This is a genomic window from Dokdonia ponticola, assembly GCF_042653865.1.
In the GTDB taxonomy this organism is placed as follows: Bacteria; Bacteroidota; Bacteroidia; order Flavobacteriales; family Flavobacteriaceae; genus Dokdonia; species Dokdonia ponticola.
This window is the reverse complement of sequence record NZ_JBHSFV010000001.1, coordinates 834,865-854,206: the sequence shown is the minus strand read 5'-3', so window position 1 is coordinate 854,206 and position 19,342 is coordinate 834,865. Positions and strand designations below refer to the sequence as shown.

General features: G+C 37.5%; 19 protein-coding genes. 17 read left to right on the top strand and 2 right to left on the bottom strand.

The features are described 5' to 3' along the window. The 3 genes from ACFO3O_RS03985 to ACFO3O_RS03975 are packed head-to-tail and all read left to right on the top strand — an operon-like array spanning position 1 to position 1,710. Entirely contained in the window at positions 1–804 is an 804-nt protein-coding gene (locus tag ACFO3O_RS03985) for a phosphatidate cytidylyltransferase (RefSeq protein WP_379977211.1), read from the top strand. Beyond that, a complete protein-coding gene (locus tag ACFO3O_RS03980; RefSeq protein WP_379977210.1) occupies positions 794–1,444 on the top strand; it encodes a phosphatidylserine decarboxylase family protein in 651 nt (216 codons plus the stop codon). Before ACFO3O_RS03985 ends, ACFO3O_RS03980 begins: the two co-directional genes overlap by 11 nt. Further along, the gene (locus ACFO3O_RS03975; protein WP_379977209.1) at positions 1,444–1,710 is read left to right on the top strand and encodes an acyl-CoA-binding protein; all 267 of its coding nucleotides are present in this window, start codon (positions 1,444–1,446) and stop codon (positions 1,708–1,710) included. The genes ACFO3O_RS03980 and ACFO3O_RS03975 overlap by 1 nt, the downstream gene beginning before the upstream one ends. Positions 1,711–1,785: 75 nt before the next feature. Here ACFO3O_RS03975 and ACFO3O_RS03970 read toward each other — a convergent pair whose 3' ends face one another. After that, complete coding sequence (locus ACFO3O_RS03970; protein ID WP_379977208.1) at positions 1,786–4,422, bottom strand: valine--tRNA ligase; 2,637 nt, start codon at positions 4,420–4,422, stop codon at positions 1,786–1,788. A gap of 183 nt (positions 4,423–4,605) precedes the next feature. On the opposite strand from ACFO3O_RS03970, the gene ACFO3O_RS03965 reads away from it, so the two are divergent. The 3 genes from ACFO3O_RS03965 (at position 4,606) to murB (ending at position 7,344) form a co-directional block, all read left to right on the top strand. Beyond that, on the top strand, positions 4,606–4,992 hold the full coding sequence (locus tag ACFO3O_RS03965; protein ID WP_379977207.1) for a DUF1573 domain-containing protein: 387 nt from the start codon (positions 4,606–4,608) through the stop codon (positions 4,990–4,992). A 138-nt stretch (positions 4,993–5,130) separates the two neighbouring features. Then, positions 5,131–6,321: a pyridoxal phosphate-dependent aminotransferase gene (locus ACFO3O_RS03960; RefSeq protein ID WP_379977206.1), complete on the top strand. Its 1,191-nt coding sequence runs from the start codon at positions 5,131–5,133 to the stop codon at positions 6,319–6,321. 3 nt (positions 6,322–6,324) lie between these two features. Further along, positions 6,325–7,344 (top strand): UDP-N-acetylmuramate dehydrogenase, encoded by a 1,020-nt coding sequence (murB, locus tag ACFO3O_RS03955; RefSeq protein ID WP_379977205.1) that lies wholly within the window; start codon positions 6,325–6,327, stop codon positions 7,342–7,344. Between the two features lie 85 nt (positions 7,345–7,429). Here the strand turns inward: murB and ACFO3O_RS03950 are convergent, their stop codons facing one another. Then, positions 7,430–7,939 (bottom strand): fasciclin domain-containing protein, encoded by a 510-nt coding sequence (locus ACFO3O_RS03950; protein WP_379977203.1) that lies wholly within the window; start codon positions 7,937–7,939, stop codon positions 7,430–7,432. A 125-nt stretch (positions 7,940–8,064) separates the two neighbouring features. Here ACFO3O_RS03950 and ACFO3O_RS03945 point away from each other — a divergent pair, with 125 nt between their 5' ends. The 11 genes from ACFO3O_RS03945 (at position 8,065) to dnaB (ending at position 19,044) form a co-directional block, all read left to right on the top strand. After that, positions 8,065–8,616 (top strand): RNA polymerase sigma factor, encoded by a 552-nt coding sequence (locus tag ACFO3O_RS03945; RefSeq protein WP_379977202.1) that lies wholly within the window; start codon positions 8,065–8,067, stop codon positions 8,614–8,616. Beyond that, on the top strand, positions 8,613–9,371 hold the full coding sequence (locus ACFO3O_RS03940; RefSeq protein ID WP_379977201.1) for an anti-sigma factor: 759 nt from the start codon (positions 8,613–8,615) through the stop codon (positions 9,369–9,371). The genes ACFO3O_RS03945 and ACFO3O_RS03940 overlap by 4 nt, the downstream gene beginning before the upstream one ends. A gap of 590 nt (positions 9,372–9,961) precedes the next feature. After that, a complete protein-coding gene (locus ACFO3O_RS03935; RefSeq protein WP_379977200.1) occupies positions 9,962–10,159 on the top strand; it encodes a membrane or secreted protein in 198 nt (65 codons plus the stop codon). 12 nt (positions 10,160–10,171) lie between these two features. After that, positions 10,172–11,287, top strand: coding sequence for a glycosyltransferase (locus tag ACFO3O_RS03930; RefSeq protein ID WP_379977198.1), 1,116 nt, complete (start codon positions 10,172–10,174; stop codon positions 11,285–11,287). Next, positions 11,278–11,844: an RNA polymerase sigma factor gene (locus ACFO3O_RS03925; protein WP_379977197.1), complete on the top strand. Its 567-nt coding sequence runs from the start codon at positions 11,278–11,280 to the stop codon at positions 11,842–11,844. The genes ACFO3O_RS03930 and ACFO3O_RS03925 overlap by 10 nt, the downstream gene beginning before the upstream one ends. Next, positions 11,841–13,076 carry an NRAMP family divalent metal transporter gene (locus ACFO3O_RS03920; protein WP_379977196.1) on the top strand — a complete coding sequence of 412 codons (1,236 nt, stop codon included), beginning with the start codon at positions 11,841–11,843 and terminating at the stop codon, positions 13,074–13,076. The genes ACFO3O_RS03925 and ACFO3O_RS03920 overlap by 4 nt, the downstream gene beginning before the upstream one ends. Before the next feature lie 128 nt (positions 13,077–13,204). Beyond that, positions 13,205–14,335, top strand: coding sequence for a tRNA guanosine(34) transglycosylase Tgt (gene tgt / locus ACFO3O_RS03915; RefSeq protein ID WP_379977195.1), 1,131 nt, complete (start codon positions 13,205–13,207; stop codon positions 14,333–14,335). Continuing rightward, positions 14,336–15,421, top strand: coding sequence for an LptF/LptG family permease (locus ACFO3O_RS03910; RefSeq protein WP_379977194.1), 1,086 nt, complete (start codon positions 14,336–14,338; stop codon positions 15,419–15,421). Next, on the top strand, positions 15,408–16,322 hold the full coding sequence (locus ACFO3O_RS03905) for a DMT family transporter (protein ID WP_379977193.1): 915 nt from the start codon (positions 15,408–15,410) through the stop codon (positions 16,320–16,322). Before ACFO3O_RS03910 ends, ACFO3O_RS03905 begins: the two co-directional genes overlap by 14 nt. 69 nt (positions 16,323–16,391) lie before the next feature. Then, positions 16,392–17,345, top strand: a complete 954-nt coding sequence (locus tag ACFO3O_RS03900) for an acetyl-CoA carboxylase carboxyltransferase subunit alpha (RefSeq protein ID WP_379977192.1) — start codon at positions 16,392–16,394, stop codon at positions 17,343–17,345. 169 nt (positions 17,346–17,514) lie between these two features. Then, positions 17,515–19,044 carry a replicative DNA helicase gene (gene dnaB, locus ACFO3O_RS03895; RefSeq protein WP_379977191.1) on the top strand — a complete coding sequence of 510 codons (1,530 nt, stop codon included), beginning with the start codon at positions 17,515–17,517 and terminating at the stop codon, positions 19,042–19,044. The last annotated feature ends 298 nt before the right edge of the window (positions 19,045–19,342 follow it).

Below are 19,342 nucleotides of genomic sequence, written 5' to 3'. Positions count from 1 at the left end.
ATGCGTGAGGTTTTTATTAGGGCACTTTCTGGAATATTGTATGTAGCATTTTTGTTGCTTGCAATATTTTCTTGGGAGAATAGCTACCTGATATTAATTTTAGTCTTTGGCGGAATGTGTTTATATGAGTATTTAAAACTCGTACATATAAAATCATTTCTCCCCTACGTTCTTCTAGTTTCACTAACACTCATCTTTTGTTATTTTAAACTTTTTAAGGAGGTTACACTCGTTTTTTTGTCAATTACAATTATGACAAACCTATATCTTATTAAGAATTTGATACGACCATCGGAGCGTTATATTACAGTATCTCAAAAATATATCTACTTGCTCTTTTACATTATAGGAGGTTTTGTATTTACCATATTGTTGCCTTCTTATCAAGGTGAGTATACGTCTTATCTAGTGGCAAGTGTATTTGCCTTAATATGGATTAATGATACATTTGCTTTTATCGTAGGTAAGAGTATTGGAAAGCACAAGCTCCTAGAGCGCATTTCTCCTAAAAAGACAGTAGAGGGTTTTTTAGGTGGCCTTGTTTTTTCTTGTATTGCTAGTATTTTTATTTATAAATTTACAAAGCTTTTAAGTATCCAATTATGGATAACGGTTGCTGTAGTAACTTCCGTTTTTGGGACATTAGGAGATCTGATTCAGTCGCAATTAAAAAGGCAAGCAGGCGTTAAGGATAGCGGACAGTTGATGCCAGGTCACGGAGGTATATATGATAGATTAGATAGTATCATTTTTGCTAGCCCATTTATTTATTTGTTTTTAATAGTATTAGAGTATGTTTCATAAAGAAGGAAGTAAGATTATCACCATTGCACTAGGTCTTTTTACGATTGGGCTGTTAACAGCTAATCGTTTTATAGAAAAAGGCTGGCTGTTTTACTTGATAGTAGGTGTATTAGTGTTGCTTTTGGCGCTTATTCTTCAATTTTTTAGAAACCCAAGCCGTATTGCGCCTAATGACCCAGGAGTTATTGTTTCTCCAGTAGATGGCAAAGTAGTTGTGATAGAAGAGGTTTTTGAAAAAGAGTATTTCAAGGATACACGTTTGCAAGTGTCTATCTTTATGTCGCCATTAAATGTTCATGTTACGAGATACCCTGGAGCGGGTCAAGTTACTTTTAGTAAATACCATCCTGGTAAATACCTAGTCGCCTGGCATCCGAAAGCTAGTGAAGAAAATGAACGCACAACGGTTGTTGTAAAAACGAAAGAATTTGGAGAAGTCATGCATAGACAAATAGCGGGAGCACTTGCTAAACGTATTGTAAATTATGCAGAAGAAGGAGCTGAAGTCACACAAGGCAGTGAAAGCGGTTTTATTAAATTTGGTTCTCGTGTGGATATCTACCTTCCTGTAGGGACTAAAATTGCTGTTGGTTTAAATCAAAAAGTAAAAGGTGCATCATCAATAATCGCAACCTTATAATGGAAGACGAAGCGCTCCATATCGAATTTTGGGACGCCTTCAAAAGAGTAGGCGAAGCCACTCAGGAGTTTCCTCCTGATGTCTTGTTACGATTTTATTCACTTTATAAGCAAGCAACCCAAGAGAATACCTTTAGTCATCCAGAAGGTGAGCACGAACTCGTGAGTGCTTTTAAAATCAATGCACTATTGCAAGTCAAAAGCATGACAAGTGATGAAGCAAAACGAGCATATATAGAAGAGGCAAATAAATATGTAAAGAAGTAAAAGCTCACATAAGCATATAAAAAATGCGCTTATCAAACCTGATAAGCGCATTTTTTATACATAAGATTCAAAAGTTTATGACAAACTCTTTAATCTTTTTTCTAATGTCTCAATTTTTGCTTCAGCATCTGCCATTTTTTGCTTTTCTATAGCAACCACTTTTTCTGGCGCATTGTTTACAAAGCGTTCATTGCTCAATTTCTTAGAAACCGATTGTAAAAAGCCTTTCGTGTACTTTAATTCTTCCTCTATTTTGGCAGTTTCAGCTACTACATCAATCTCTTCTTCAAACGGAATAAAGTACTCATTTGATTTTACTCTAAAAGAAAGTGCTCCTTCTATAGGGGTGTTAACCGTGTTGTATGTAGTTATATTACCTAATTTAAGAATGAGTGTATCTAAGTAATTAGGAACTTCTTCGTTAGGTATCGTTTGTAGCTCTATGGTTTCATGATTTGGAATATTCTTACTTTTTCGAGCCCTTCTGATACCAGAGATAACTTGAGAAACATATTCAAAATCTACGATAATTTTCTCATCAAAGGATACTTGTTTTGGCCAGTTATTTACGATGAGGGCCTCTTCTGGGGTGCGCTCTGATAATGTTTGCCAAATTTCCTCACTTGCAAAAGGGATAAAAGGATGTGCAATGCGCAAATTGTTTTCTAAGGCGTTTATAATAGCGGTATACGTCTTACGATCAATAGGCTGCTGATAGGCTGGTTTTACAATCTCCAACAACCATCCACAAAAATCATCTTTAACTAATTTATACGTAGCCATGAGTGCATCACTAATACGGTATTTAGAAAAATGATCTTCTATTTCAGTTAGTGTTTGATTAAAACATGCATCATACCATTCTAATCCCTTGATACTAGCGGCTGGTTGTTCAAGAGTATCATCAATTTCCCAACCTTTTATTAATCGAAAAGCATTCCAGATTTTAGTAACAAAGCCCTTTCCTTGGTGGCAAAGCTCTTCGTCAAACATCAAGTCATTACCAGCGGCACTACTTAATAAGAGTCCTACACGTACACCATCGGCTCCATATGTTTCGATTAGTTTTAGTGCATCAGGAGAGTTGCCTAATTGCTTCGACATTTTACGACCTTCTTTGTCGCGTACCAAGCCTGTTAAGTATACGTTTTCAAATGGACGTTTACCAGTATATTCATAGCCAGCAATAATCATACGCGCTACCCAGAAAAACAAAATATCTGGTCCTGTCACTAAATCATTGGTAGGGTAATAATACTTAAATTCTTCATTATCAGGATTGCGTATGCCATCAAAAACGCTCATAGGCCATAGCCAAGAAGAAAACCAAGTGTCTAAAGCATCTTCGTCTTGACGTAAGTCGGTGAGCTGTAGATTTTCATTCTGAGTACGCTTTCGCGAAAGCGTTAACGCCTCCTCTTTACTTTCGGCGACTACAAAATCTTCTTTTCCATCTCCATAAAAATAGGCAGGAATCTGTTGTCCCCACCATAATTGGCGAGAGATATTCCAGTCTCGGATGTTTTCCATCCAGTGACGATAGGTGTTGTCAAATCGCTTATTTGGGAATAATTTTACATCACCAGTTTCCAGTACAGCTTTGATAGCAGGCTTAACAAGATCTTCCATTTTAAGGAACCACTGGTCAGAAAGCCTAGGTTCAATTACCGCTTTAGTGCGTTCTGAGGTTCCTACTTTATTCATGTGGATTTCTGTTTTCACTAGAGATCCGATTTCTTCTAATTCTTTTTTGATATTCCTGCGACATTCAAAGCGATCTTGCCCTTCATAATGGAGTCCAAAACTATTCAGTGATGCATCATCATTAAAAATATCAATAACCTCTAGGGTATGTTTGTCTCCTAGTGCTTTGTCATTTTCATCGTGAGCAGGGGTTACTTTTAGGCAGCCTGTCCCAAATTCGATATCAACATATTCGTCTTCTATAATTGGAATTACACGACCACAAATAGGAACAATCGCTTTTTTACCTTTTAAATGTGTAAACCGCTCGTCATTTGGGTTGATACAAATAGCAGTATCCCCAAAAATAGTTTCTGGGCGCGTGGTTGCAATTGTTAAGAAGTCTTCAGAACCTTCTATTTTATAATTGAGGTAATAGAGTGTTCCTTGTTTTTCTTCGTGGATTACTTCTTCGTCAGAAAGTGTTGTTTTTGCTTCTGGATCCCAATTTACCATACGGTATCCTCTGTAGATACGTCCTTTGTTATAAAGGTCTACAAATGTTTTAATAACCGCTTCAGACATGTCTGGGTCCATGGTAAACTTGGTGCGTTCCCAATCACAAGAAGCCCCTAGTTTTTTGAGTTGTTCTAAAATCACGCCGCCATACTCTTCTTTCCACTCCCATGCGTGCTTTAAAAACTCCTCACGCGTGAGATCAGATTTTTTGATGCCTTGCTCTGCTAGTTTTGCAACTACCTTAGCTTCAGTAGCAATAGACGCATGATCTGTGCCCGGCACCCAACATGCGTTAAGCCCTGTAAGACGCGCGCGTCGTATCAATACGTCTTGTATTGTATTGTTAAGCATATGTCCCATGTGTAAGACTCCAGTGACATTAGGAGGAGGTATTACAATGGTGTACGGTTTTTTTTCGTTAGGCGTAGAATGGAAATAATTGTGTTCCATCCAGTACGCATACCACTTGTCTTCTACCTGTGAAGGGTCATATTTTGAAGCAATGCTCATAGTTTGGTCTGATTGTTGAATACTTATGAGCAAAAGTACAGATAACAGTAGGATTAATAAATAGTGTCAGTAAGATTTTTTAAGGATAAAAGTATATTCAGTTAAATCAGTTGATTGTTGATATGATTATTTGGTTGACCCCTTATTTCTGACTATTTTTATCAACCTCAAATATTGGAAATTATGAAAAAACTAATGTTATTGCTGTTTGTAAGTCTTATGACTGTAAACCTAATGGCCCAAGAGAAAAAAGCAGCTATCACTTTTGAAAGTGATGTTGTAGATTATGGAGAGATAGATTATGGATCTGATGGCGTACGTGAATTTGCCTTTAAAAACACTGGAAATGATGTGCTGATTATAGCACGTGTATATTCTACTTGTGGTTGTACTATTCCCAAAAAACCTGAAGCCCCTATTCAACCAGGAGAAAGTGGTGTTATAGAAGTAAAGTACGATACAAAACGTCCAGGACCTATCCGTAAAACAATTACGGTATACTCTAATGCCTCTGAAACTCCGTATACCCTGAAAATAAAAGGAGTCGTAAAACCTCAATCAGGTAAATAACAATTTTAAAAATACTCATTTTAAAGCCACTCATTGAGTGGCTTTTTTCTTTCTAAAGAATACCGTTATTTTTTATTAAAGTAAGTCAAAAATGCCAATATAAATTTGCATTTTTGTAAAGCAAAAAATAAAATTACTATGCCATCAATTTCTCATAAAGGGCAAATTATGCCTCAATCTCCTATTCGTAAGTTAGTACCTTATGCAGAAGCAGCAAAAGCTCGTGGAATTCAAATACATCAACTTAATATAGGGCAGCCAGATATAAAAACACCAGAGGTAGCTCTTGATGCTGTTAAGAATATTGATATAGACGTATTAGCATATTCTCATAGTGCTGGCTTTGCTTCTTACAGGGAAAAGCTTGCAAAGTATTACCAAAAAAACGGAATTGATATCACCTCGGAAGATATTATCGTGACTACAGGAGGATCTGAAGCCCTTCTTTTTGCTATGGGAAGTGTTACTGATCCAGGAGATCAGATTATTATTCCTGAACCCTTTTATGCAAATTATAACGGATTTGCTACAGCGAGCGGAGTAGATGTAGTGCCAGTAATTTCAAATCTTGATACAGGATTCGCATTACCTCCTATTGCAGATTTTGAAAAACTAATCACTTCAAAAACAAAAGCTATTGTTATCTGTAATCCTGGGAACCCAACAGGGTACTTGTATAGTGAAGATGAAATTAAGCAGCTTGCTGCATTAGTAAAAAAGCATGATTTATTCCTCATTGCAGATGAGGTATATAGAGAATTTACGTATGATGGCTTAAAACATCATTCCGTAATGTCACAGCGTGATATAGATGCGCATACCATTATGATTGACTCGGTATCAAAAAGATACTCTATGTGTGGGGCACGTATTGGTTGCATCGTGAGTAGAAATAAAGAATTAGTAGCTACAGCCATGAAATTTGCCCAAGCTCGTTTGAGTCCGCCTACATTTGCACAAATAGCGAGTGAAGCAGCGCTCGAAACTCCAGCTTCGTATTTTACAGATGTCATAGACGAATATGTGGCTCGACGCAATACGTTAATCGCAGGCCTTGAAACGATTCCAGGGGTGAAAGTGGCAAAACCTAAAGGCGCATTTTATTGTATAGCAGAACTTCCAGTAAATAATGCCGATGCCTTTGCCCAGTGGTTATTAGAATCTTTTCAGCTAGATGGTAAAACGGTAATGGTGGCACCCGCAGCAGGGTTTTATTCTACCGAAGGAGTAGGGCTCAATCAAGTCCGAATCGCTTATGTGCTAGAAGAAAACCTACTAAAAGAAGCTGTGGAGATTTTACGAGAAGCATTAAGGCAGTATAAAGACTAATCAATGAGTGACCAACAGAAGACTTCTTTAAAAGCGTACAATACGTTTGGAATAGATGTGCAAGCATTCGAAATTATAGCTGTCACGTCAGTAGCAGATGTACAGCGTATTGTTAAAGAAAGAGATCCTTCTGAATTGTTTGTTATTGGCGGTGGTAGCAATATGCTATTGACCAAAGACATTGATAAGTGTGTCGTTCATGTTAACAATAAGGGGTACACTTTAGTAGATATGCCTTGCGGCGAAAATAAAGTATTGCTCAAAGTCGCGGGAGGTGAAAACTGGCATGATTTTGTGCTCTATTGTATAGATCACCGGTATGGGGGCGTTGAAAACTTATCGCTTATTCCAGGTAATGTAGGTACGGCACCTATTCAAAATATAGGAGCATATGGCGTCGAACTCAAAGATGTTTTTTATGAATGCGAAGCCGTTTCAAGAGCAGATGGAACGTTGCGCACCTTCTCATTAGAAGAATGTGCCTTTGGATATCGAGATTCTATCTTTAAAACCCAGTTAAAAGATCAATACATCATTACTTCGGTCACGTTTAGACTTACAAGTAAAGATCACAAAATAAAAACGGAGTACGGCGCTATTTATGACACGCTTTCTGAACAAGGGATTACAACCCCAACCATTAAAGATGTCTCGGATGCGGTCATTAAAATACGCCAAGCTAAACTTCCTGATCCCCAAAAAATAGGAAATAGCGGTAGTTTTTTTAAAAACCCAGTGATTTCTCAAGCTGTTTTTTCTGAGTTGCGAAAAAAATATCCCGACGTACCTTATTACCCCGTTGGGAAAGATCAGATCAAAGTACCTGCAGGATGGCTTATAGAACAAGCAGGTTTTAAAGGGAAGCGTTTTGGAGATGCAGGCGTACATGATAAACAAGCACTCGTACTCGTCAACCATGGAAATGCAACAGGAAGCGAAATATGGGAGCTCGCACTTCGGATACAAGATGAGGTGAAATCCAAATTTGGACTTACCATCACTCCAGAAGTGAATGTCTTTTAGTAATACCTTAGTTATTTTAAACTAAAAATAGTTCCATTAGATTTTCTAATGGAACTATTTCGTGATAAAGAGTACTTTCCTGTAATTATTTAGGGAGCACGACGCTGTCTATAACATGGACTATCCCATTAGAAGCTTTTAAATCTGTAGCCGTAATCGTAGCTACATTCCCGTTGGTATCAGTTAAAATGACATTGTTACCTTTTAATGAAGCAGTAAGGGACCCTCCATTTACGGTATTAATAATAAATTTACCAGCTCCATTTTTAATGGCAGCAATTACATCTGCTGCTTTAAAATTTCCTGCAACTACATGATACGTAAGAATCGCAGATAATTTGTTTTTTGCCTCCGGCTTTAAAAGGGATTCTAACGTGCCTTCTGGAAGAGCATCAAAGGCAGTGTTTGTAGGAGCAAAAACAGTAAAAGGTCCTTCTCCTTTAAGAGTGTTTACTAAGCCTGCGGCTTTTACAGCAGTGACAAGTGTTGTGTGATCTTTGGATGAGATCGCTACATCTACAACATCAGATTGAGCTGTTGATACTGCTGAAAAACATAAGGTTAACATGGCGAAAATTAAAATGGTCTTTTTCATAATAAATTTTTAATTGTTGAGTTAATAGATAAAAGTTTTTTTCATTTGTAATAGATACGCCGTAACTTTAAAGGATAGATTTCTATGCACTCACAAACTTTTGTTAAATCAAAAACCAACCATTTTTGAAACCATTTATAGAGCAACATATTATTGAGCTACTTGAAGCTCAGGATGAACGTGCTATAGGATTATTATATGATCACTATGCAGATGCATTATTTGGCGTTGCTATCAAGGTGACTAAAGATGAGGTATTAGCACAAGATGTATTACAAGAATCTTTTGTAAAGATTTGGAAAAATGCAAGTCGTTATGACGCAAGTAAAGCGCGACTTTTTACGTGGCTTTTTCGTGTGGTTCAAAATACAGCGATAGATGCTGTGAGAAGTAGACAAAGAAAAGTAGTAAAGGAAATCCAAATAGATGATTCTAACGTATATCATATACCAAGTACAAAGTTTGCAATAGAGCATCTTGATATTGCTTCACATGCAAACGGTCTTGAAGATAAGTACAGAGTTGTCATTGATGCCTTGTTTTTTCAAGGAATGACGCAACAGGAAGCTAGTGATGAGCTAAATATTCCATTAGGCACTGTAAAATCGAGATTAAAAATAGGATTAAGAGAATTGCGTAAACTTTTTGGTTTAGTGATTGTATTTTTGTCAGTATGAGTGAGAGAGTAAAAAAATTTTTGGATGGTGATATGCTGGAGCGCTACTTGATGGACGCTACGTCCCCTATGGAGTCTAAAGAAGTAGAGCATTATATAGAAAAATATCCAGAAGTAAAGAAAACCTATATAGAGCTTCAGGAAAACCTAGAAGAATACGCAACTTCCTATGCAGTGCCAGCTCCTTCTGACCTCAAAGACAAAATCTTAAAAGAAATACAATCAAAACCTAAGCCAGTGATTCCTTTTCTTGCAATCACAGCGTGTGCAGCAACGATTCTTTTTGGAGTAATGACTTTTATGATTTGGAGACAAAATCAGGAATTACTAGACGATCGTAGGCTTACAACACAACTTATAGAAGAGCTTAATGATGATATCGTTTCTAATAGAGAGACTCTGCAGTCTGTTGAGGAACAATTTATGATTTTAAACAACTCATCTACAGAAAAGTATGTCCTCAGAGGAAATACAAAAGCACGTAAACTAGAAACTGTGGCATATGTTAATATGCTTGAAAAAAAATCATATGTTCATGTTGTGGCACTTCCTGAACTTCCAGATGAACAGGTATATCAAATGTGGGCTGGGGTAGACGGCCAGATGGTACCTCTTGATATTTTAAAAATTACCAAAGAAAATTTAGTAGAAATTCCCTACGAAGAACGTATGGCAAGTCTCAACATCACCATAGAACCCAAAGGCGGTAGTAAAGAAGCAACAGTAGATAATATCGTGGCCAATATCTCATTTTAGTGAAACTCAACATTGCGAAGTCTGAAAGACGCCCGCAATGTTGTAAGTTGAACTAATCCCGCTTTTTAGCGGGATCTTTTTTCTTTGAAGTAAACTCAACATTGCGAAGTCTGAAAGACGCCCGCAATGTTGTGAGTTGAACTAATCCCGCTTTTTAGCGGGATCTTTTTTCTTTGAAGTAAACTCAACATTGCGAAGTCTGAAAGACGCCCAAAATGTTATACGTTGAATTAATCACGCTGAAAGCGGGATCTTTTCATTTTAAACAAACTCAACATTTTGAAGTCCACAAGACGCACAAAATGTTATACGTTGAATTAATCCCGCTTTTTTAACGAAGTCAGAAATCTAATGCATTCAAGCTCGCCTCTGAAACTGAATAAAATATTCAGTAGAATACTTCATGATTTGTCTCGAGGTTTAGTTGCTGAAAATTTATAGACCTATTTTAGGATGATATTCAGGTATTGGAAAGGGGTTTCTAAATAAGCATTGAGTCTCAGGTCGTAGTCAGAGACGACTATTATTTTTATGCTTTTTTAAAGATTCCATCTTTTAGAATCTTTGTATATTTGCACAAAATATATCCTATGAAGTTATTCCTTCTTACTCTCGGGCTTTTAAGTCTTGCCGTTGCTGGCATTGCCATAAAAATATGGGCAAAAAAAGATGGTAAATTTGCAGGAACATGTGCAAGTCAGAGTCCTTTCTTGAATAAAGAAGGAGAAGCCTGTGGTATGTGTGGAAAATTACCTTCAGAGATGGGTGATTGTAAGAACGATCAGTAATCGCTGGTACTATTGGATATTATAATTACCTATTTATTTTACGTTTTTTTAGGAATAGCCGCTATTAATACGAGCTACTATCTCTTTTTCTTTGTTTTTGCTTTCGCGAAAGCAAAAAAAGACAATTCCCCATATCTTCCTCCAGTCTCACTCATAGTATGTTCCAAGAATGAAGCTGAAAATTTGCGTAAAAATATTCCTCAATGGATCGCACAAAAATATGCTGATTTTGAAATTGTTCTCATTAATGATGCCTCCACAGATGAAACAAAGGATGTTATAGAAGCCTTCGCATTAGACTATCCAAATATTACACAAGTTCACGTAGAAAATAATGAAGCCTTTTGGGGAAGTAAAAAATATGCACTCACCTTAGGGATTAAAAAAGCTACTCACAAGCATTTACTTTTTACAGATGCCGATTGCACGCCATCGTCTCCGTATTGGATACAAAACATGGCAAATCAATTTGTAGGAAAGAAAGAATTGGTTTTAGGGTATGGAGCGTATGAAAAAATAAAAGGATCATGGCTTAATAAATTGATTCGTTTTGAAACCGTACTGACAGCCATGCAGTATTATAGTTATGCCATGTTGGGAAGACCGTACATGGGCGTAGGGCGTAATCTTGCCTATACAACGCATTTGTTTTATGAACAACGGGGTTTTATAGACCATATAAAAGTACAAAGCGGCGATGATGACCTTTTTGTAAATCAAGCAGCCACTAAAGAAAATGTAGCCGTCAATTTTAACCCAGATAGCTTCACAATATCCACCCCAAAGAAAACTTTTTCTGAATGGTATACCCAAAAACGAAGGCACGTTAGCACAGCAAGTCACTATCGTTTTATGGATAAATTCTTTTTAGGATTGTTTTATACAAGTCAATTGTTGTTTTTTGTTCTCGCAGTGGTGGTCATCGTTATTGGCTTTCAGTGGGAGTGGGTAGTTGGAGCCATAGTAGTAAGATATCTCATATCTTGGATAGCTATTGGTGTAAGTGCCAATAAACTTCAAGAAAAAGATGTTGTCTTTTTATATCCCATTAACGAACTATTTTTATTATTTTTCCAATTGAGTATCTTTATCACAAACCTGATCTCAAAACCGAATCGTTGGAAATAAACCCCAGTATCATTCTTTCAGAAATTGTAAAAGCAAAAGAAGGCAAGCAAAGTGCCTATAATTTTTTGTTGAATACCTTTTGGAATGAAGTGTATCGATTTCAATTAAAACGAACCAATGATGAGTATGAAGCTGAGGAGATTACCATTCAAACATTTTCAAAAGCTTTTGATAAAATAGCCACGTATAAAGAAGAGTATAAGTTCAGTACTTGGTTGATTACTATTTCTAAAAACATTCATATTGATCTTTTGCGAAAGCGGGAATCATCTATCAGATCTCAGATTACTAGAAAAGAAGACGGAGTTTATACTATTCCAGATGAAAGTCCTACGCCTGAAGATGCACTGATCAAAGAACAAAATCTCGCACAGCTTTTACACTACATAAAAATGCTGAAGCCTCATTATCAAGAGATGATCAACTTAAGGTATTTTCAAGAAATGAGTTATAAAGAAATGGCAGAAGTATTGGACGAACCTATGAATAACGTAAAAGTAAAACTTCTTAGGGCACGAAGACTTCTGGCTGATATTATTCAAAAAGTAGAACGATGAGTGGAATTTCTTTTAAAAAATTAGGACCAGGGCTTCTTTTTGCAGGAGCAGCCATTGGGGTGTCCCATCTAGTACAAAGTACCAAAGCTGGAGGGTACTATGGCTTTGGTTTATTATGGGCGTTATTACTTATTAATATTATTAAATATCCTTCATTTCAATTTGGACCTAGATATGCTGCAGCTACAGGGAAAAGTCTATTGCACGGTTATTTAGGGTTAGGAAAAGGAGTGCTTATCGCTTATTTTGTACTTTCTTTATTGACCATGTTTACCATTCAAACGGCAGTGACCATTGTTACGGCAGGGCTCGCTGTGGAACTATTTGGTTTTGATTGGAGTATTGCGGTTTGGAGTGTAGTGATTACTTTATTTTGTTCCATGATTTTGGCATTCGGGCGTTATAAGTTGCTTGATAATATGATGAAGATTATCATTCTTGTATTAACGGTGAGTACCTTATTTGCAGTATTATTCGCTTTTCGCGAAAGCATCACAACAGAAGGCATGGGCTCTTCAGACGGACTTATACAGTTACTGCCTACAGATGCAGTAGGGGTTGCTTTTCTTATTGCATTTATGGGATGGATGCCAGCCCCTTTAGATATTTCTATATTTCACTCTTTATGGACGGTAGAGAAAGGGAAAACACAAGGAAATGATGTCAAAACATCTTTATTTGATTTTAATGTAGGCTACCTAGGAACCGTCGTTTTAGGAATATGTTTTGTTACGCTCGGGGCTTTAGTGATGTTCGGAAGCGGCGATACGTTTTCTGATAAAGGAGGGGTTTTTGCAGGACAACTCATCAGTATGTATACCAGTAGTTTGGGCGATTGGTCAGCAATTCTTATTGGCGTTGCAGCATTTACGACCATGTTTAGTACTACCTTAACAACCCTCGATGCCTCTCCCAGAGCCATGTCTACTGCTACAGATCTTTTGGGTGTAAAAAGTATGTTTAAAAGCTACCTCTTTTGGCTGATTCTTTTAATTATCGGAACATCTGTTATTCTGTTCTTTTTTGTGAGTGAGATGGGACTGCTAGTTAAAGTAGCCACGATTTTATCCTTTTTGACGGCGCCTTTTTATGCGATTTGTAATTACTTAGTATTTAAAGGTGTAGAGGTTCCTGAAAAAGCAAAATTAGGACTGCCTATGAAACTATATGCGATCGTTAGTATTGTATTTTTAATTGCCTTTAGTGGCTGGTATGTGAGTACGTTGATTTAGTGTGCATACATAAACACAGATCGCTCTTTTCTGCTTCAATAAGAGTTTTACTATGAAAATCCCCTTTAACGAGATTTTATTAAAAGCCCTATGGCAGATCGTATTTATAAAAACTATCTTTGCGCCCTATGCAATTTGACCTTCTTACAACAGATCCTGCTAGTCAAGCCAGAGCAGGGAAGCTTACAACTGATCATGGAGTGATCGAGACGCCTATTTTTATGCCCGTCGGCACCGTCGCTTCTGTAAAAGGAGTACATCAACGTGAGTTACGACAAGACATTAATCCTGATATTATTTTAGGAAATACCTATCACTTGTACTTACGCCCAGGAACTGGCACATTACAAAAAGCAGGCGGATTACATAAATTCATGAATTGGGAGCGTCCTATCCTAACTGATAGTGGCGGGTTTCAAGTATATTCCTTGTCGGGACGTCGTAAGATTAACGAACAAGGTGTGAAGTTTAAATCGCATGTAGATGGTTCAACACATTTATTTACACCAGAAAATGTGATGGAAATTCAGCGTCAGATAGGCGCCGATATCATCATGGCTTTTGATGAATGTACACCCTATCCTTGTGATTATAGATACGCAAAAAGATCTATGCACATGACGCATCGTTGGTTAGATAGATGTATTACACATTTTGAGAAAACACCCGCCTTGTATGGATATGAGCAAGCGCTTTTTCCCATTATACAAGGAAGTACGTATAAAGATTTAAGAACACAATCTGCAGAGTATATTGCAAATTCAAATGCATTTGGAAATGCTATTGGCGGTCTTTCCGTAGGAGAACCTGCCGAGGAGATGTATGCCATGACCGAAGTGGTCACTGCCGTACTCCCTGAAGAGAAGCCACGCTATTTAATGGGCGTAGGAACGCCGATTAATATTTTAGAAAATATAGCCCTAGGTATTGATATGTTTGATTGTGTGATGCCTACCCGTAATGCCCGTAATGGAATGCTGTTCACAGCCCACGGAACCATCAATATCAAAAATCTAAAATGGGCAGAAGACTTTTCGCCTATTGATGAGATGGGAATTACATGGGTAGATACCGAATACAGCAAAGCCTATTTGCGTCATTTGTTTAAATGTCACGAACTTTTAGGCATGCAAATAGCCACCATACATAACTTAGGATTTTATATGTGGTTGGTGCGAGAAGCACGCACCCAAATTCTTGCAGGTACCTTTGTCACCTGGAAAGAAATGATGGTAAAGCAAATGGATAAACGATTATAAATGAAAATTTTAGATTGGTATATTTTAAAGCGATACATCGGGACGTTTGTCACGATGCTCCTCTTATTTATACCTATTGGAATTACCGTAAATCTTGCCGAGAAAATAGATAAGATTCTTGCGAATGAAGTTCCGTTTTTGGAAGTAGCGCTGTACTATTTAAACTTTACGGTCTATTTTGCAAATCTACTTTTTCCGTTATTTCTGTTTCTCTCTGTGATTTGGTTTACCTCCAAACTAGCCAACAATACCGAAGTGATCGCCTTTTTAAGTAGTGGCGTCTCTTTTTGGCGTTTCTTGAGACCCTATATGATCGGAGCAACTGTCGTTTGCCTAGGGGCTTTTATATTAGGAACTTACCTCGCGCCAAAAGCAAACAAAGGCTATAATGAGTTCATCTTTGAATATTTAAAAAGCCAGAAGAAAAAAGACCGAAGCCAACAAACCAAAGACGTCTACCGTCAGATTGCAGACAATGATTATATTTATGTAAGTTCATTTAGCACCAAAACAAAAACAGGCCGTGACTTTACATGGGAGCATTTTGAAGGGAATGAAATGACCTATAAAATCTCTGCGAGTAACATAAAATTTAACGCAGAGGATACTACCTATACACTTCGTAATTTCAAAAAACGCATCATAGGAGTAGATGGCGATATTCTAGAAAGTAGGGCTAAAGTAGATACTACATTTGCTTTTGATATAGACGATTTAACACCGGTAGAATATATTGCAGAAACGCTCAATACACCAGAACTAAGAAAGTTTATAGCTAAAGAAGAACTAAGAGGTTCCTCATATATAAATAGATATAAAGTTACCCTTCAAAAACGATTAAGTCTCCCAGTAGCAGCTTATATTCTTACCATTATAGCTGTAGCCGTATCTGCGATGAAACGAAGAGGAGGGATGGGAGCTAACTTGGCTTTTGGTATTTTGCTAGCCTTTGTGTTTATCTTTTTTGATAAAATATTTGGAACATTGGCAGAACAATCTGACTTTCCGCCGTTGGTAGCCGTATGGCTTCCTAATGTCTTGTTTGCTATTTTAGCCATATATCTATTGCGCAATGCAAAACGCTAAACTTCAAAGCTATCTACATTTTCATCTCATTGTATTTATATGGGGATTTACTGCTGTATTAGGTTCACTTATCAGTATAGATTCTGTTCCGTTGGTGTGGTTTAGAATGGGAATGGCGTCTATTTTTATATTCCTCTATATCAAATGGAAAAAAATAGATATCTCGCTTTCGCGAAAAGCGTTCCTTTCCTTTTCTATTGCGGGTATTATTATAGCCGTTCATTGGCTTACGTTTTTTGGCGCTATTAAAGTGTCAAATGTCTCAATTACCCTAGCGATGATGAGTACAGGTGCATTTTTCACAGCCATTTTAGAGCCTATCTTTTATAAGCGAAAACTGATTTGGTACGAACTTGTATTTGGTGCGATAGTGATCGATGCGTTGTATCTCATTTTTGAAGTGCAACCAGAGTACAGGCTAGGCATTGGACTTGCTTTATTTTCCGCCTTACTTTCGGCGATATTTACATTGGTAAATGGGAAGTTTGTGCATAAGCATAACCCTACTAAAATCTCGTTTTATGAGCTACTTATAGGATCCCTTTTTATTACACTGTATTTAGCTTTCGCGAAAGCGGACACCTTTTTCTCCTTAGACTTTTTTAACCTACCCTATACGGATTGGATCTACCTTTTGATTCTGGCTTCTATCTGTACAGCCTATGCATTTATTGCTTCTGTTAAAGTGATGCGTCACCTCAGTCCCTATACCATCATGCTGACCATAAATTTGGAGCCTGTATATGGAATTCTACTAGCATTTATGGTGCTAGGAGATAAAGAACAAATGAGTGCAGAATTTTATTACGGCGCTGTGGTGATCTTACTCGTGGTTATTGCAAATGGTATTTTGAAAAATAGAAACCGTTTACGTTCAAAAAAAGATGTAGGAGTCAATTAGAAACTATTATATTTGTAATATCAACCTAACAACTCATTACGATAAATCGTAAAAGGTAACAAACTGAAAATGGAATATTTAGATTTCGAATTACCCATTAAGGAGCTAGAAGAGCAATTAGAAAAATGCGCTATTATAGGAGCAGAAAGCGATGTAGATGTAAGTCAAACCTGCAAGAAAATTGAAAAAAAGCTCGAACAAACCAAAAAAGAGATTTATAAGAACTTGACGGCATGGCAACGTGTACAATTGTCAAGACACCCTAACCGCCCGTACACGCTAGATTATATCAATGCGCTTTGTGGCGCTACGTTTTTAGAACTACACGGAGATCGGAATGTAAAGGACGATAAAGCAATGATTGGAGGTCTTGGAAAGATCGGGGATCAGAGTTATATGTTTATAGGGCAACAAAAAGGATACAATACCAAAACACGCCAGTATCGTAATTTCGGAATGGCAAATCCTGAAGGCTATCGTAAAGCGCTTCGCCTGATGAAAAGTGCCGAAAAATTTAATGTCCCTGTCGTTACCATTATTGACACTCCTGGAGCATACCCTGGTCTAGAAGCTGAAGAGCGCGGACAAGGAGAAGCAATTGCGCGTAATATCCTAGAAATGACGCGCCTTAAAGTACCTATTATTGTCTTAATTATAGGTGAAGGTGCGAGTGGAGGTGCTTTGGGAATAGGTGTTGGAAACAAAGTATTAATGCTCGAAAATGCTTGGTACTCTGTGATTTCTCCAGAAAACTGTTCTTCTATTTTATGGAGAAGCTGGGAGCAAAAAGAAATCGCTGCAGAAGCTTTAAAATTAACAGCAAAAGACAGTCTTAAACTGAAGGTAATTGACCAAATTGTAAAAGAACCCTTAGGTGGAGCACATGCAAATAGAACCGAAACTTTTGAAACGGTAAGAGAGGTAATTGAAGCGTCTTTCAATGAACTGAAAAACTTATCACCAGAAGAATTGGTGAATCAACGGATGGATAAATATTTAGAAATGGGCGTCTTTAAAGGTTAGCACCCATTTTTTCACTTACTACCAAATCCGATGCTATTTGAGTTTCGGATTTTTTTGTGACTATTAACAATAAATAAGAGTTATTAACAGTTCAATTGTTGATGAGGTGTTAAGATTCATCCCCTAGGATGGGTTTTAATAGCATGACAATTTGATTACTTTCGTAGCCATGGAAAAAATTAAGCCCACTCCAGCATATAACATATCTTCCGGACAAGTAATTTCCTTAGAAAAAGGAAAAATACCACCACAAGCACTTGATTTAGAAATAGTTGTGCTTGGAGCGCTGATGATTGATAAAAAAGGAGTTGATGAAGTGATTGATATCCTCTCTCCAGATGTTTTTTATAAAGATCAGCATAAACATATCTTTGAAGCGATTCGAATTCTCTTTGAAGAAGGGCAACCCGTTGACTTATTAACTGTTTCTGAGCAGTTAAAGAAAATGGCAAAACTAGAAGCCGTTGGTGGGGATTATTATTTGATCCAACTTACCCAAAAAGTTGCCTCTTCGGCACATATTGAGTACCATGCTCGTATCATCTTACAGAAGTATATTCAGCGTTCCTTAATTAAAATTTCAAATGAAATTATTGAAGAAGCGTATGATGATACTACCGACGTTTTTGATTTATTAGATAACGCAGAATCTAAACTCTACGAGGTTACACAAGGAAACGTAAAACGTAGTAGTGAGTCTGCGCAAAACTTGGTGATTCAGGCGAAGAAGAAGATTGAAGAGATGTCCAACAAAGAAGGGATGTCTGGTATTCCGACAGGTTTTACGAAGGTAGATGAACTGACTTCTGGATGGCAGCCTAGTGATTTGATTATTGTTGCAGCCCGTCCAGGTATGGGTAAAACGGCAATGACCTTGACCATGGCGCGTAACATGGCCGTAGATAATAATATACCAGTAGCATTTTTCTCTTTGGAGATGTCCTCTGTACAGTTGATTACTCGTTTGATTTCATCAGAAACCGGGCTTTCATCAGAAAAATTACGTACTGGAAAGTTAGAAAAACATGAGTGGGAACAATTAAATGTAAAGGTGAAAAGCTTAGAAAAAGCTCCTTTGTACATTGATGATACCCCGTCGCTTTCGATTTTTGATTTAAGGGCAAAAGCAAGACGTTTGGCGTCTCAATTTGGAATTAAGATTATTATGATTGATTACCTGCAATTAATGACAGGTGGATCAGCGCAAAAAGGAGGTGGAAATCGTGAACAAGAGATCTCGATGATTTCTCGAAACCTAAAAGCCCTCGCAAAAGAACTATCCATTCCGGTGATTGCACTTTCTCAGTTATCGCGTGCGGTAGAAACCCGTGGAGGAAGCAAACGACCGTTACTGTCTGACCTTCGTGAATCTGGAGCGATTGAGCAAGATGCGGATATTGTATCGTTTATTTACCGTCCTGAATATTATAAGATTGAGGAATGGGATGATGAAGAACGTAGCCCAACCGAAGGTCAAGGAGAGTTTATTGTGGCTAAGCACCGTAACGGGGGACTAGATAACATCCGATTGAAGTTTATCGGGCATCTTGGTAAGTTTGATAACCTTGATGACTTTAGTACACCCTACGAATTTCATAGCAGTATGAATGCAGCGGCCAATGATGACACCTTTAAGACAGACAGTCTCCCTTCTCCAGACCAAGCCTTTGGCGGTGAAGATGATGGGGTGCCGTTTTAATTATTTTTAATTCCCTCGAAGGAGGGAATCTTATTCTCGTCATTCGCCTTAACTCTTGATTCCAGTAACGTAACAATCCTGACTCTTAATACAACCTAAAGATGAAAATAGAGTGCTACTCTAATTTAGACTGTTACGCTATTTTCATACCTCCCTCAGTCTCTCCTTATTAGGAGGGAAGTCACTCGCTAAAGTTTTAGTCTTGACTCCAGCAGCAAAGCGATCTTGATTCTTTTTTAGTGTTTTGTCTTGGTTCTTGGCTCCTGAATCCCAATTCACAACTTCCAACTATATACTG

Bases quoted from the DNA above. Each gene is read 5' to 3' on its own strand.
- ACFO3O_RS03985 (WP_379977211.1), top strand. From the start codon at position 1: ATGCGTGAGGTTTTTATTAGGGCACTTTCTGGAATATTGTATGTAGCA.
- ACFO3O_RS03980 (WP_379977210.1), top strand. From the start codon at position 794: ATGTTTCATAAAGAAGGAAGTAAGATTATCACCATTGCACTAGGTCTT.
- ACFO3O_RS03975 (WP_379977209.1), top strand. From the start codon at position 1,444: ATGGAAGACGAAGCGCTCCATATCGAATTTTGGGACGCCTTCAAAAGA.
- ACFO3O_RS03970 (WP_379977208.1), bottom strand. From the start codon at position 4,422: ATGAGCATTGCTTCAAAATATGACCCTTCACAGGTAGAAGACAAGTGG.
- ACFO3O_RS03965 (WP_379977207.1), top strand. From the start codon at position 4,606: ATGAAAAAACTAATGTTATTGCTGTTTGTAAGTCTTATGACTGTAAAC.
- ACFO3O_RS03960 (WP_379977206.1), top strand. From the start codon at position 5,131: ATGCCATCAATTTCTCATAAAGGGCAAATTATGCCTCAATCTCCTATT.
- murB (WP_379977205.1), top strand. From the start codon at position 6,325: ATGAGTGACCAACAGAAGACTTCTTTAAAAGCGTACAATACGTTTGGA.
- ACFO3O_RS03950 (WP_379977203.1), bottom strand. From the start codon at position 7,939: ATGAAAAAGACCATTTTAATTTTCGCCATGTTAACCTTATGTTTTTCA.
- ACFO3O_RS03940 (WP_379977201.1), top strand. From the start codon at position 8,613: ATGAGTGAGAGAGTAAAAAAATTTTTGGATGGTGATATGCTGGAGCGC.
- ACFO3O_RS03935 (WP_379977200.1), top strand. From the start codon at position 9,962: ATGAAGTTATTCCTTCTTACTCTCGGGCTTTTAAGTCTTGCCGTTGCT.
- ACFO3O_RS03920 (WP_379977196.1), top strand. From the start codon at position 11,841: ATGAGTGGAATTTCTTTTAAAAAATTAGGACCAGGGCTTCTTTTTGCA.
- tgt (WP_379977195.1), top strand. From the start codon at position 13,205: ATGCAATTTGACCTTCTTACAACAGATCCTGCTAGTCAAGCCAGAGCA.
- ACFO3O_RS03910 (WP_379977194.1), top strand. From the start codon at position 14,336: ATGAAAATTTTAGATTGGTATATTTTAAAGCGATACATCGGGACGTTT.
- ACFO3O_RS03905 (WP_379977193.1), top strand. From the start codon at position 15,408: ATGCAAAACGCTAAACTTCAAAGCTATCTACATTTTCATCTCATTGTA.
- ACFO3O_RS03900 (WP_379977192.1), top strand. From the start codon at position 16,392: ATGGAATATTTAGATTTCGAATTACCCATTAAGGAGCTAGAAGAGCAA.
- dnaB (WP_379977191.1), top strand. From the start codon at position 17,515: ATGGAAAAAATTAAGCCCACTCCAGCATATAACATATCTTCCGGACAA.